The sequence below is a fragment of the Nocardiopsis sp. CNT312 genome (assembly GCF_000515115.1).
Classification (GTDB): domain Bacteria; phylum Actinomycetota; class Actinomycetes; order Streptosporangiales; family Streptosporangiaceae; genus Nocardiopsis.
Genome location: NZ_AZXF01000018.1, coordinates 18,935 through 31,504, shown reverse-complemented (window position 1 = coordinate 31,504; position 12,570 = coordinate 18,935). Strand labels below are relative to the sequence as shown.

Sequence of the window (12,570 nt, the reverse complement as noted above, 5' to 3'; positions counted from 1 at the left end):
TGCTCATCGCGAGCTGCCGGGAGCAGTTACGGGGGCCGGATGTTTCCAGTGCCAGACGGAGGCGTCCTGTTCGCACAGGTCCCCGGTTACCGCGATGGCGTCTGCTTCGAGAGTCTGGGCGTTGACTAGGGTGCGCGGACCGATGCCGCACGCTTTTCCGATTCGACCGAAGCAAGCCAAGATCACCGCACAGGGTGTCGTATTGAAAATTTTTTGGGGTGTTCATGGTTGACTTTGAGTCGGTGTCAAAGAAAACCCGTGAACGCCAGAGTCTCACCAGTACCGGCCATCGTGAGACCCGCTCTCGCACACGACTCAGGCATGGGTTTCTCTGGTTTCCTGCCTGAGCAGAGTGGTCCTTTGCAGAAGTATTGGGTAGGTGCTGGATATGATTGATCTCCGACCTGGGTAGGTGCGCGATCGAGGCCATGGGGGAAGGAGTTGCTATGAGCGATAATCCTGATACATGGAGCGATTTGTCCGATGTGTCAGGTCGGCACCGGTCCCTTGAAGAGGCGCTGGACTGTATAAGCGCGGGTGTGTACGCTGTCGACGAGAAGGAGCGCCTCGTCGCGGTAAACTCCGCTGCCCTGCGACTGCTGGCCTGCTCCGCCGATGACCTGATCGGGCGCGACGCCCAGGAGCTGCTACACCGCAATGCCCAAGGGAACATGGTTGCCAAGAAAAAACTCGACGTTTCCCATGAGGAATTGTCAAGTCCTTTCTCGCGCTCCGGAAAGTCCTGGTTCCAGCGAGGTGACGACACGCTTCTTCCTGTGGTGTGGTCCGCTGTCCCCTGTGCCTCCGACACTTCTCAGATCACCGAACTGATCGTCTTCCAGGCTGTCGAACAGGATGAGGGGAACCCTGAGCGATCCGCCTCGCCCCGACGGACACTGTCGGAAATAGAACGACTGGCTCTGCTGGCCGACACCACCGCACATCTGATTAGCAACGTTGATGTGAAAAAGTCTTTGATGTGGGTGGTGGAATTGATGCTTCCAGGCCTCGCGGACTGGGTGGTCATCGACTTGATCACCGAAAACGACGAGGTTTCTCGCTCTTTGGTGGCCCACGCGAACAACGGGAAAATCACAGTACGCCAAGACCTGCAGGGACCGATGCCTCCGGTGCCCGAAACCTCGAGTATGCCCCTGTCCAAAGCCTTGCGAGGCGCCGCTTCCACCCTCGTCAACCGTGAAATCTACTCTGGGCCTCCCGATACGGGTATCGCGGTGGAGCAGCGCAAGCTGTTCGAGGTGACAGGTATCAACACCGCGGCCATCGCTCCCATCCGCGGGCCACGCGAAGTGCTGGGCGCTATGACTCTGGGGCGTGTGGGATCGCATCATCCTTTTGTTCGGAGCGACCTCTCTCTTCTCGAGGACATCGCCCGGCGTATCGGCATCGCCTTGGAGAACGCACGCCACTACCAGCGCCAACGCCAAGTCGTCGAGACCATGCAACGCTACCTGTTGCCCCAGCTCCCACAGCTGTCGGGATTGGAGATGACAGCTCGGTACCTGCCTGCCCCGGACGTCTCACACGTCGGTGGTGACTGGTACGACGCGTTCCCTCTGCCCGGCGGCGACACGGCTCTGGTCATCGGTGATGTCGTCGGTCACGACTTGGAAGCAGCAGCCGGCATGGCTCAGCTTCGCAATATGCTCCGAGCCTATGCCTGGGCCCAGGAGCAAGCCCCTCATAGCACGATCGAGCGCCTGGACCAAACCCTCGAGCGCATCAGTGATGTCTCCATGGCCACCTTCGTCCTGGGTCATCTGAAGGTCAACAAGGTCGGACAGTGGGAACTTCTGTGGGCGAGCGCCGGCCATCCCCCGCCCCTCCTCATCCATCATGACGGTATAACCCAGTACCTCGAAGAGGGCAACGGGATCCTTCTCGGTACGGGGGTGCCGTGTCCGCGTGCCGATGCGCGCGTTGTCCTGCCGCCCGGATCGACGCTCCTGTTCTACACGGACGGCCTGGTCGAAGCCCGAGGACAGTCACTGGAAACAGGATTGAGGCGCATGCGCCAGCACGCGGCGTCCCTCGCACACCGCTCCCTGAATTCCTTCGCTGACCACCTACTGGAACGTGCGCGTCCAGACACCAATGACGACGATGCTGCATTGCTCACTGTCCGCATCCCAGCAAAGGAGGGCGACAGGTGAAGCCGGTGTCCTCCAGTGAGGTTTTCTCAGCGAAACGCGGACCAGGAAACCGGATCAAGTTCGCGAAAGAGACGGGAGTAGACATTGGGGAATCACCGCACACAGGCGTGAAGCCCCTGGTGGGACGGTTCTCTTCCACAAGATCGTCCGTTGAACCAGAGGCCCCACGTTGGCCCCCTAATTCTGCCACGCTCGACATCCCCGCCACGTGGTCGAGGTTCCCGCCCGACATCTGGCCACCCACCGCCGCAGGATCGCCACCCCGAAAAGGCTCCCGAGCCCTGGTGCCGTTCCGCCAAGCCCTCTTCGCCCTGCGCTGGTTCCACGAGGCCGGGTGCGTGCACCGCCTGGCCCCGGACGCGGGCATCCCTCTGAGTCAGGCCCAAGTGGAACACCAGGGAATAACCTTCACTAATTGGCACAAGCAGGGCGAGGGCAGGCAACAACCACGGTGACGATGACCAACCACGACCTCCACACCAACGATGAAGGGCTTCGAACCGGAAACCCCCTAACTCTGACGCGGGAGCCCTGAGTATGAGCGACATGGATTCCGTGGGGGATGCCCCTTCGCTGTTGACGCCTCTGGGCAGGACGTCCATGGCGAGATCGCTCGGCTCCGTGAGCGGGGCCGAACGGCTCGTGTGGAACTCCCCGGAGGGGGTACGCACCTGGATGCTGCTCGACCAAGCCCTGATCAAGCAGCTCCTGACCGACGACCGGGCCTCCCGCGACACCTACCAGCACTGGCCCGTGTGGGGGAACGGAGAGAGCGAACGGGCCCGGACCCGGCCGCTCGCACTGTGGGTGGGCGACCGGAACATGATCACGGACCACGGGGACGAGCACAGGAGGCTGCGCAAGCTCGTCGCCAAGGCCTTCACCGCAAGGAGGACCGCGGCGCTGGAACCGCGCACCAGAGCGCTCACCTAGGACCTTGTCGCCGACCTCGCGGACACGGTCCCGGGCGAGGCGGTCGACCTCCGCGCCGGGTTCGCCTGTTTCCTCCCGGTGCGCGTCATCTCCGAGCTGCTGGGTATCACCGGCGACCTCAGGAACGACCTGTTGCGTTGCGTCCATGCCATCCTCGACACCACGGTGTCGTCAGAGACGGCTAAGAGCTCATCTCATTTGGTGAGTCTGCGGAGGCAGATCAACGTGCGGGCGATGTCGGCGAACGCGAGGAAGTGCTCGGCTTTGCGCTCGTAGCGGCGGTGCAGGCGGCGGCATCCGGCCAGCCAGGCCATGGTCCGCTCGACCTGCCACCGGTGCCGCCCCAACCGCTTCGAGGACTCCGCACCCTTGCGGGCCAGGCGATGGACCATCCCGTGTTCACGGAGCCACCGGCGCGGGTGGTCGTAGTCATAGCCCTTGTCCCCGTGAAGCTTGCCCGGCTTGCGCCGCCTGCGGCCTCGCCGGGACCTGACGGGCGCTATCGCCCGCACCAGCGGTTGCAAAGCTTGGCTGTCGTGCAGGTGCGCACCCGAGATCGCCATCGAGATCGAAAGTCCGGTTCGATCAGTGATCAAGTGGATCTTCGCGCCACTCTTGCCCCGATCGACAGGATTCGGACCTGTCAGGTCCCCCCCTTTGAGAGCACGCATGTTCACCGAGTCGATCGCGCACCGCGACCAGTCCACCTCGCCGCGGGCACCGAGTTCGTCCAGGACCAGCCGGTGCAGCTTGGCCCAGACCCGGGCCCGGGTCCACTCGCTGAAGCGCCGGTGCGCGGTGGGCCCGGAGGGGCCGAACACCGGAGGGAGCTGCGCCCAGGTACGGCCGGACGTGGCCACGAAGACGATCGCGGCCAACACCTCACGGTCCCCGTGTCTGCGCCTGCCGTCGCCCGGGGGCCGCGTGGGCGCCTCGGGCAGCACTCGCTGGAACAGTTCCCGCAGCTCATCCGGCGCAAGGCGTTCAACCATCGACACGCGGCCAGGTTACCGAGAATCCAAATGAGATGAGCTCTAATGATCCGGCCCGTCCTTTGGCCGGTCCCGGGTGTACTTCCACACCCCCGCGAGCAGGGTCGCCCCGACCACGATCAACGCGATCGCCCACGACCCCACCGGTGCCATGGCCGTCTCGCACACTCCGATTCCGATGTTGGGCGGCGCCTCTCCGAAGGCGAACCACCCGTAGAGTTCGTCGCCGCCCGGGAAGCTCCACCAGCCCGCCCCACAGGACCCGCTGGGAACCAGCCCGAGGGCTGTGCCGCCGACGATCAGGGCCATGGCTATCGTGCGGATGATCTGAACAGGGGACACGGCGCTCCTCAGTGCCAGGGATTTCGATGTGGGACGCCCTCGTACATCCTCGGGTTGTCGCCGTGTACGTGGGGCTCAGGTCCGCTGAGTCCAGCGGCTGCTGTCTTGCGTCGGGCTCGGCGTGCGCCGGGATCGCCTCCCGGCACTGGTTAGCGCACCTCGATCCACTCTGAAGCGGTAGCCCTCCAGCGGTCGGGTGCCCTTCTGGTCAGTCGGCGAGCATCGCCAGCAGCAGCACGCCGCAGAAGATGAAGAACGCTGTCGATGGCCACGAGGAGAACTGCCCCTTGAAGTTGCGCGCGGTCACACCGCCTCCAGATTCTGGGGGAGGAAGGAACGCTAACTGCCTACCACCGGACGATGACATTCCGCAGCCGTTGGCCACAACAGGCCGTGATCGGAGGGGTTCGGTGTGTTCTCTCATCCCACCGTGGGTGGAGGCCAGCTCAGGACGAGCATCAACGGCAGGCCCGCCAGCGACGCCCACCGGATTCCGTCCTCGACCCTGCTCTTGCCCGTGTGGAACGCCACCGGCGACCTGAACATCCACCACCTCTTGCCGCGCACCACGAACGGCCAGGCCAGCGGCACCCCCGACCGGGTCAGCCAGTCACCCAGAACGTGTGTCAACGCGCCGCCGGCGACCGTCACCCCGATCAACCACGGTGCAGGACCCCCACCCTCAGCGAACATCGCACCAGCCGCGATGACCACCGCCATCACCGATGCCGCGAGTCTTCGCTTCCTCGCCGGGCCCCACTTTTTCAAGGACCGGGCTACCGTCCCCAAGCCCAGCGCGGCCATCGCGAACACCACCAGCCCGGTGCTCAACGGCGCGATCGCCGCCACCACCAACGCCACCAGGCCGAAGGCCGCACACGCGGGGACCGTGTGCGTCAGGTAGCGATGGGCCCCGTCCTTGGCCGCGGCCAGCTCCACATCCGTAGCCGTGCGTTGGTACACGTGCCGCGAGGCCTCCCGCAGCTTCTCCGACACCTTCTCCGTCACTAGACCCAGCGACCGGCCCACGGTGCTGCCCGGTTCGTCCAGATCGGGAAGCAGCGCGGCACCCGCTCCGATCGCGGCGCACGACAGCACGTCCACGGGATCGGAACCGCACAGCACACCGATGGCCGCGCCTGCAAGCACACCGGTCGCGGCGTGCGATGAACCCATCATCAGTATCTCCGGGCGTGGAAAAGGGGAGAGGAAGACGTCCTGACTGTCTCTCGGACAGAGGTGTTTCGTTCCGGGAACGCTGGCAGGTCTGGTGTGTGCCGCCCTCGCCTCCCGTCACCTGCTCAAAGCCCGTGACCCTGCGGTCGTCACACCTATGACCGGTTGGTCACGGGCTCGTCGCCCCGGTCTCGCCACAGTGGGCGCATGGATGGATTCGACGAGGGCACCCCTGCCCTGACGGCACCACTGACCAGCAGGTGCGCCGATGGCCGCTGACCTGCTCACCCAGGAACTGGAACCCGGACTCTGGTGCCCCAAGGCCGCCCGGCTGAGCGAGACCGCGCACCTGGGCCTGCCGGTCCCTCCCGCGCTCTGCCTCCGCACCGAGGACCTCACCCACGGGACCGCCGAAGCCGTCACCGCGACGGCGACCTGGCTGCGCCTGTACCGGCCCCACCGGGTCGTGCTCCGCACCAGCGCCCGCGAGGACCTGCCGGACACCGCCCAGGCCGGACGCACCCTCTCCGTACTCAACTGCCCACCGGACGCCCAGGCGCTGGTGCGGGTGATTGACCAGGACTTCACCACCGCCCACAACATCGACGGCGCGGCCGGGGCCTGCATCCTCGTCCAGGAGCAGATCGACGCGCTCCTCTACGGCGTGGCCTTCACCCACAACCGCTGTGTGCTGGTCGAGGCCACCCGACGGCCGGACGGGGTGACCGCCGGCGAGGCCCCGCAGCTCCGCGCCCGCGCCGAGGGCCCACGGATCGCCGTCGACACCACCGGCCACCCCGTCCCCGCTCTGGCCCTCACACGCGGCCTGCGCCGGGTGTGCCTGCTGTTGGCCGACCACTTCGGGTTCGACGTCGACGTCGAGTGGGCGTGGACCGGCGCGGCGGTCATCGTGCTCCAGGTCCGCCCCATCACGGCCGAGCCCCTGGCGCGGGCCTCATGAACGCCATGGGCAAGGCGCGGGCCGTCACCGCCCTGGAACGCCACGGCCTGCTGCGCACACCCGTCCAGGCCTTCCCGAACCCGGCCTCGGTCACCGGCCGCCAACTCCGGGAACGGTTCGCACCCGATACCCACCTCGTCGTGCGCACGGCATCCGACTCCGAGGAACGCAACCTGCCCCGCCTGGTCGGAGCGACCGCCGAGGCCACGGCCGAGTGGATCAACGCACTCCCGCCGACGCAGCGGCCTGGACAGCCTCGTCTTCGAACACGGCAGCTACGACTTCCGCGACAAAGGCGGCGCCTGCTACGACCACACCCACATCCACGTCGTGGCCACCGACCGCGACCACCACGCCTTCCTCGACCGCGTCCCCGCACCCGTCACCATGCACCCCCGAACACGACTGGATCGACGCCGCCCACCACCTGGTCCACGACCGGCACCGCTCCTACCTCGCCCTCGGCACCCCCGAACACGACTGGATCGGCACCGCCACCGGCGCCCCCTCCCAGTTCTTCCGCCGCTGCCTCGCCTCCTGGATCGGCGCCGAAGAAGGCGCATGGGACTGGCTCACCTTTCTCCAGACCGACCGCGTCCACCGGATGAGCACCCTGCTCACCCCCGGATGACCCCCCGGCCGCACCCACCACCCCAACCGGCACCCCGGGGTCTGTGTGGGCCTGTGTGGGCTCCACGGCCGCTGGTTGGGGCTGTGGTGTCCTGACCATATGAGCACTGGTCAGCGGTGCCGTGCGCTGGCCGGGAGAGCTCAGTTCAGGAGCAGTCGAACCAGTGGTCGGTGGGGCGGTCGGGGCAGGAGCGGCACTCGAAGACGTAGAGGCCGCCGGCGTCTCCCAGCATCAGCCCGGCGGGGTTCTGTGCCGCGCGGGCCCGCTCGTGGTCCCACGGCTCTTCGCCGTCGCCGGGCCGGTCCTCCACCGGGAGCCAGGTGTGCCAGGAGGCTGCATCGTACTCCCAGGTGGAGACGGTGAGCAGGTGGTCCATGGTCTGCTCGCACGAGCCGCACTCCGGCCACACCGGGTCCTGGGTCCAGCCCGGGTAGCCGCCGATCTTGATGCCGGGGGCGTCGGAGAGGTGGTACTGGTAGCTCCAACCGGTGTCCTGCTCCAGTTGGTCGAAGCGCACACACAGGAGGTCGTCCAGGCCCTCGGGGAGGTCCCCGCTGGGGTACTCGCTCACCGTTTCGGGGTGGAGCGTGCAGGGGTCGGGGATGTACCTCTCCGATGCTTCGGCGTGTGGTGAGGGTGTGGGACGGACCCGGTGTACCTCGTGTGAGGTGCGCCAGTACACCCGCGGCAGGGGGCAGTGCAGTTCGCCGTGGTCGTAGGGGCACCACAGCACCTGGAGGAGGTCGCGTCCCGCAGGGAAGGGCGCGTCGGGGGCGTGGTCTTGGTGGAGCTGGACGACGGGGACGAGGTAGACCTCCCCCTCGTGGGGTTCCTGGGTGTCGCGGTCGTCATGGTCGCCGTCGCATACGGGCCAGGGTTCGCCTTCGGGCCACAGGAGCGGGCCGCCGACGGAGCTGTCGTGGAGGGAGGGGTTGCCCGGACGCGGATGCAGGCGTATGGCTTCCTTGCGCCAGGGGCGCAGTTCGGGGAAGAGGTCCTCGACGTTGACCGGTCGGGGCAGGGTGTGGCGGCTCATGTGGGGTTTTCCGGGGTGTGGGCTGTGCGGGTCGTAGGGGACTCTAGGTGCTGGAACCGACAGTCCGCCACCCGGACTCCGGCCGGGTCGTGGGGCGGTGGCCGGACAGGCGTGCTGGCTGGGAGGCGGTATGGGGTGGGAGGAGCGGGTCGAGGAGCTGATCTGCCGAGCGGGCGCGCCGCGCCGCCGGTATCAGCGCCAAGAGGCGGAGCGGGACCTGGTCGAGACGGTGCTGGGGCTGCGGCTGCCCGCGGACTTCAAAGCGCTCTCGGACCGCTGCCGGGAGCTGTGGGTGGGGCAGTTGGAGGTGCACATGCCCCGTTTCGAGGAGGTGTCCTTTCCCGTGGGGTCTCCTGTCCGGTTGAATCTGCGCGCGCCTCTGGAGCAGGAGGTCTCGGCGGCCACCGACCTTAGGGCCCTGGGGGAGGGCGAGACCGGTTCCGCGCGGTGGATGCGCTCGGAGCTGCAACGAGTGGGCCGTGAGGTGCTGGAGGACGCGGACACCGGTGAGCGCTGCGTGTTCATGATGGCTCCGGGCCTGGCCGAGCTCGTGCCGTGGGGGAGCCACGAGTCCGGAGCGGTGGGGTATTGGCACGCGGTGGGCGAGCCGGACTGCTGGCCCGTGATGGTCTCCTGCAGCGGGTTCCTGTGGAGGGAGGAGGGCTCGCTGGTGGATTGTCTCCTGCGGATGGTCGAGGGTGTGGCGTGCCTGCCCTGGCTGGGTGAGGATCGGGCCCCTGGTCCAGCGGATGCGTGACACGGGCGTGCTGGAGCGGGCCTGTGGCGTTGTCGCGGGGTATGGGGCAGGGCGTGCCCGGGTCCCAGCGGTGCCCCATACCACGGAGTCGGGGCGCCTGTGGGGCGCTGGCGGGCGGACACGGCCCACAGCCGTCTGGGTCACGGGATGGCAAAATACTCTGGGAGGTCCTCGCTCGGACGTACGGGACCTTGCGCTGGGGAGTACACACGGAGCAAAATCCGCCCCCAGACGGGTGTCCCGCCTCGCCTGTTCGACTCGCACGCCCGGTCTGACCTGGGGTTTTGTGGCGCACTCGGCAGGATTCGAACCTGCGACCGTCGGATTAGAAGTGGTGCCCGGGTACCGACGCGTGTTACTTCGTACTGTTACGTCCCGCACCATCTGAATCAGGATGCCGTTCTGTGCCGCCTGCTGACGTCCCGGTCCAAAACTGCGGAGCACGAACGGAGCACGCGGGTCCGGGCAAAATTCGTTGGTGTCTCGTCAGATTTGTCCGAGGGCTCAAGTCTCGGGCTTCGCCAGGTGCTTTGCCGATGTCTGTGGGTAGGCCGGTCGTCTGCCTGGCTGTGTTGAGCGGAAGGCACCGGCCCGTGGCGTTGGTCTGGGTGGTCTCATGCGTTCCCTGCTTCCGCTACCTCGTGGAAGCTCGATTCGCCGCGATTCCAATGGTGCAGTAGACGACCCTCGAACCGGGCGGTCAGGAACGTGCTGGCGCGGATTCCGAGCACGACGTCGGGGGCCAGTTCGGGTTCGGCACTCAGTAACGGCGCGATCACCTTGCGCCGCACGAGCTGTTCGTGCATCGCGTCGGCCTCCACGTGTTCGGCGTAGAACCTGATGGCAGCCGGACCGCAGCCCAGTCTGCGCATTGCCTTGACCAGTCGGTCCGAGCCGGGAGAGGAGGTGAGCTCGACGGTGGCGAACTGTCCGATCAGCGCCGCGCGCAACCCCCGGTGCAGCCCGCACAGTGACATGAAGTTGACCTCGGCCAGCATCTCGGCGGGCGCGGAATCGAGGTAGGCACCGTAAGCCTGCGAGAGGCTGAGTTCGCCCATCATGTCGGCGTAGAGCTTGGAGTGCGCCCGCTCGGTATCCCCCGCGCCGTACTCGTCGTGTTGCACCGTCATCAGAGCGGCCTTCGGCGGGCCCTCCAGGCGAGGTATGGCGAAGGTCTGAGGGTCGGCTTCCTTTAGGTGGTAGAGCGAGCGGTGCGCGACGTATTCGCGCAGTTGCCACAGCTCCCCCTGACGGCGCAGGTGATGGGAGACACCGAACGCGTCGACGTGTTCGACGAGGAGTTCGGCGAGCTCGTCCTCAACGTCCGTGCCGGTGGGAACGTCGTCTCTGAGCGCGTCGAGGAAGACCCTTTCCAGCTCGGTGCGGACCGTGAGCAGAGTAGGGTCCCATTCGCGGGCGGGGTCGACCCCCTCGAACCCGCGGTAATGGGTTTCGTAACAGCAGTAGAGCGCCAGCTGGAGGTCCTTCCCGTAGGGCGCGGCCCGGTCCACGGTGGGAAACGCGGTCCGGTTCCCACGCAGTGCGGACAGCACCGCTGCGGAGACCGGGCCTTGAGGGGCGGGCAGAACCGGTGTGCTCGGCATCGTTGTGTTCATGGGTCGCGTTCCTGTCTGCTGTTGTCGCGTGCGCGTCGACGGTGGCTGGTATCGCAGAACGGTCGGCGCCGACTGCGGCCGCACACGCACAGCGCGGTCACCGTCCGGTCGCTGCGCACGCGTGTTCCGTCGGGCATCTCCACGTCGACCGGTCCGTAGACGAGGATCGGGCCGTCACCGGTGATGATGACTCGGCGACGGGCCTCAGCCATGGCACGCCTCGATGACCACGAGTTCCTCCTCCGTCTGCTCGAAGGCCAGCAACCCGCGGGCGCGCAGCACCGGAGCACGCGCTCGCAGCACCGGGCCGAACGGAACACGGGCTCTGGCGAGAACCTCAGGTACCAGCCCGGCTTTCATGAGCCGGTCCAAGGTGGCCTGCTCGTCGGCGAGCCCGGACTGTACGAGCAGCAGGGTTCCGTCATCGTTGAGTACCGAGCTCGCTTCCGCGCAGATACGGTCCAGCAGGATTCGCCCGTTGGGTCCTGCGTCCCAGCACCTCGCCATCCGGTGGCGGGGTGGTGTCAGACTGGCAGCGGGCATGTAGGGCGGGTTGGCGAGCACGAGGTCGAAGCGTCTCGGGAGCACGGGAGAGAACAGGTCACCGCGCCGGACCGTCGCGGGGACTCCGTGTAACCGACTGTTGAGCCAGCTGGCCAGGACTGAGCGCAGTGATAGGTCAACGCAGGTGAGGCTGGCCGCACCGGAACGTAGGGCCTCGATGCCCAGAGCTCCGGTACCCGAACAGACGTCCAGGACCGAGCGGCCGGTGAGCTGGTCGAGCCGACCCCTCTGGCGCAGCACGGCGCGCAGCAATGAGGTGTCCTGTTGGGCTCGGTAGACACCCGGTGGTCTCACGATCAGCATGGCCCGGCAACTACCCGGCCGTGAATCTACACAATCGCCTCAGCTGTGATTTTCCGGGCAAAGTCGATCACTGTGAGTGATTGAAGAGTGGTCGGTTCGGTCGTGCTCGAAGAGGGTCGGACCGGTTCGCAGAGTGACCACGGCGGTCTGTCGGAGCCCTCGTTCGCCTGCTATGGCACTTGGCAGGTGGGCCTGGGCGGCGAGTGGGTGCCTCCCGGCGGAACCCGTGCGAGTCGCGTCCCTGGGAACGGGGCTCGTGGTGGGACCAGCCCGGTGTTCGGCGCGCTTCGCGCTCTCTGCCGGGTTCTGTCGCTCCGGACTTGGGGCCTGTTCGGAGCTGGTGGTCTCCAGGGGACGGCATCGCGGGGGCCGACGGGTAACCGGCTGAACTTGTTCTGAGAAGACCCCGGAGCTGGTTGGAGAGGAGACGGGATCACAGGTCTGGCACGCGTTCCGGGCCCTGGCATCGAGGCTGCCTGCGCACGAGTGTTGCGAACCGGAGGGTGCCCGATCGCAAGGGTGAAACTGCGTTCCCAGGGATTGATGTGATCGGGTGAGCGGTGTTTTGCCCGCCGTTGATACTAGGTTGGCTCATTCTCGGGGAGGGGTCGCTAGACCGTTATCCACTATGTGGGAGTCACTATGATCGCGAAGCTGTCCGAGCTGGGCGTCACCTCGGAGATGGCCTACGCCGCAGGAACTGCCAGTATCGGTCTGTCCTTTCTGGCCTGGACCCTTTCGAAGAAGAAGGAAGAAGCCGGTACGGACCGGGCCGACCGGTGGGGCATCTTCGTGGGGGAGTGGGCTCCCACCTTCTTTGCTCTGGGTGTCGCTCTGCGCCTTGAAGAGGGGACCAAATGAATCCTGACCGGTGAGTCGGGCTTCGGGTCCGTACTCGTGCGGTGGAGGGGCGCTGGAGCCGGGTGTGTCAGCGCTGGTCTCGGCGCTTCTCCCATTGCTTCGTTGCGGGTACCCTCTGTGTCAGGCTCAAGTGGGACGCCAGGGGATAAACTTCACTAACTGGCACAAGCAGGGCGGGGACTGTAAAGATAAGGGCTCTGTCGCCATTCCGGTGGTGGCGTAGG

At 66.6% G+C, this 12,570-nt stretch carries 13 protein-coding genes; 6 read left to right on the top strand and 7 right to left on the bottom strand.

Going from position 1 to position 12,570, the window contains the following annotated elements; genetic code table 11:
* The first annotated feature begins 446 nt into the window (after positions 1 to 446).
* Positions 447 to 2,174: a SpoIIE family protein phosphatase gene (locus B042_RS0108805; RefSeq protein ID WP_028647982.1), complete on the top strand. Its 1,728-nt coding sequence runs from the start codon at positions 447 to 449 to the stop codon at positions 2,172 to 2,174.
* Between the two features lie 600 nt (positions 2,175 to 2,774).
* Positions 2,775 to 3,107: a hypothetical protein gene (locus B042_RS24310; protein ID WP_028647981.1), complete on the top strand. Its 333-nt coding sequence runs from the start codon at positions 2,775 to 2,777 to the stop codon at positions 3,105 to 3,107.
* 194 nt (positions 3,108 to 3,301) lie between these two features.
* Here the strand turns inward: B042_RS24310 and B042_RS0108795 are convergent, their stop codons facing one another.
* The 3 genes from B042_RS0108795 to B042_RS0108780 all read right to left on the bottom strand — a co-directional run bounded on the left by B042_RS0108795 (position 3,302) and on the right by B042_RS0108780 (position 5,620).
* Positions 3,302 to 4,099, bottom strand: coding sequence for an IS5 family transposase (locus B042_RS0108795; RefSeq protein ID WP_028647980.1), 798 nt, complete (start codon positions 4,097 to 4,099; stop codon positions 3,302 to 3,304).
* A 42-nt stretch (positions 4,100 to 4,141) separates the two neighbouring features.
* The gene (locus B042_RS0108790) at positions 4,142 to 4,441 is read right to left on the bottom strand and encodes a hypothetical protein (RefSeq protein WP_028647979.1); all 300 of its coding nucleotides are present in this window, start codon (positions 4,439 to 4,441) and stop codon (positions 4,142 to 4,144) included.
* Between the two features lie 420 nt (positions 4,442 to 4,861).
* Positions 4,862 to 5,620, bottom strand: coding sequence for a metal-dependent hydrolase (locus B042_RS0108780; RefSeq protein ID WP_028647978.1), 759 nt, complete (start codon positions 5,618 to 5,620; stop codon positions 4,862 to 4,864).
* A 265-nt stretch (positions 5,621 to 5,885) separates the two neighbouring features.
* Here B042_RS0108780 and B042_RS0108775 point away from each other — a divergent pair, with 265 nt between their 5' ends.
* Both B042_RS0108775 and B042_RS22460 read left to right on the top strand, forming a co-directional pair.
* A complete protein-coding gene (locus B042_RS0108775; protein ID WP_028647977.1) occupies positions 5,886 to 6,578 on the top strand; it encodes a pyruvate, phosphate dikinase in 693 nt (230 codons plus the stop codon).
* A gap of 214 nt (positions 6,579 to 6,792) precedes the next feature.
* Positions 6,793 to 7,209, top strand: coding sequence for a hypothetical protein (locus B042_RS22460; RefSeq protein ID WP_231493884.1), 417 nt, complete (start codon positions 6,793 to 6,795; stop codon positions 7,207 to 7,209).
* 145 nt (positions 7,210 to 7,354) lie between these two features.
* Here B042_RS22460 and B042_RS0108765 read toward each other — a convergent pair whose 3' ends face one another.
* Positions 7,355 to 8,245 (bottom strand): hypothetical protein, encoded by an 891-nt coding sequence (locus tag B042_RS0108765; protein ID WP_028647976.1) that lies wholly within the window; start codon positions 8,243 to 8,245, stop codon positions 7,355 to 7,357.
* A 97-nt stretch (positions 8,246 to 8,342) separates the two neighbouring features.
* Here B042_RS0108765 and B042_RS0108760 point away from each other — a divergent pair, with 97 nt between their 5' ends.
* Positions 8,343 to 9,002 (top strand): hypothetical protein, encoded by a 660-nt coding sequence (locus tag B042_RS0108760; RefSeq protein WP_155988976.1) that lies wholly within the window; start codon positions 8,343 to 8,345, stop codon positions 9,000 to 9,002.
* 614 nt (positions 9,003 to 9,616) lie between these two features.
* Here B042_RS0108760 and B042_RS0108755 read toward each other — a convergent pair.
* Genes B042_RS0108755 through B042_RS0108745 form a run of 3 tightly spaced genes read right to left on the bottom strand, consistent with a single transcriptional unit; the run spans position 9,617 to position 11,485 of the window.
* Entirely contained in the window at positions 9,617 to 10,618 is a 1,002-nt protein-coding gene (locus B042_RS0108755; protein WP_028647974.1) for an iron-containing redox enzyme family protein, read from the bottom strand.
* Complete coding sequence (locus tag B042_RS0108750) at positions 10,615 to 10,830, bottom strand: CDGSH iron-sulfur domain-containing protein (RefSeq protein WP_028647973.1); 216 nt, start codon at positions 10,828 to 10,830, stop codon at positions 10,615 to 10,617. The genes B042_RS0108755 and B042_RS0108750 overlap by 4 nt, the downstream gene beginning before the upstream one ends.
* Complete coding sequence (locus B042_RS0108745) at positions 10,823 to 11,485, bottom strand: HemK2/MTQ2 family protein methyltransferase (RefSeq protein WP_197024221.1); 663 nt, start codon at positions 11,483 to 11,485, stop codon at positions 10,823 to 10,825. Before B042_RS0108745 ends, B042_RS0108750 begins: the two co-directional genes overlap by 8 nt.
* Positions 11,486 to 12,127: 642 nt before the next feature.
* Between B042_RS0108745 and B042_RS0108740 the strand changes: the two genes are divergently transcribed.
* On the top strand, positions 12,128 to 12,346 hold the full coding sequence (locus B042_RS0108740) for a hypothetical protein (RefSeq protein WP_028647971.1): 219 nt from the start codon (positions 12,128 to 12,130) through the stop codon (positions 12,344 to 12,346).
* Positions 12,347 to 12,570 lie beyond the last annotated feature (224 nt).

Coding starts and splice junctions, on each gene's coding strand:
- B042_RS0108775 (WP_028647977.1), top strand. CDS start 5,886: ATGGCCGCTGACCTGCTCACCCAGGAACTGGAACCCGGACTCTGGTGC.
- B042_RS0108795 (WP_028647980.1), bottom strand. CDS start 4,099: ATGGTTGAACGCCTTGCGCCGGATGAGCTGCGGGAACTGTTCCAGCGA.
- B042_RS0108765 (WP_028647976.1), bottom strand. CDS start 8,245: ATGAGCCGCCACACCCTGCCCCGACCGGTCAACGTCGAGGACCTCTTC.
- B042_RS0108805 (WP_028647982.1), top strand. CDS start 447: ATGAGCGATAATCCTGATACATGGAGCGATTTGTCCGATGTGTCAGGT.
- B042_RS0108755 (WP_028647974.1), bottom strand. CDS start 10,618: ATGAACACAACGATGCCGAGCACACCGGTTCTGCCCGCCCCTCAAGGC.
- B042_RS0108745 (WP_197024221.1), bottom strand. CDS start 11,485: ATGCTGATCGTGAGACCACCGGGTGTCTACCGAGCCCAACAGGACACC.
- B042_RS0108740 (WP_028647971.1), top strand. CDS start 12,128: ATGATCGCGAAGCTGTCCGAGCTGGGCGTCACCTCGGAGATGGCCTAC.
- B042_RS0108780 (WP_028647978.1), bottom strand. CDS start 5,620: ATGATGGGTTCATCGCACGCCGCGACCGGTGTGCTTGCAGGCGCGGCC.
- B042_RS24310 (WP_028647981.1), top strand. CDS start 2,775: ATGGCGAGATCGCTCGGCTCCGTGAGCGGGGCCGAACGGCTCGTGTGG.
- B042_RS0108750 (WP_028647973.1), bottom strand. CDS start 10,830: ATGGCTGAGGCCCGTCGCCGAGTCATCATCACCGGTGACGGCCCGATC.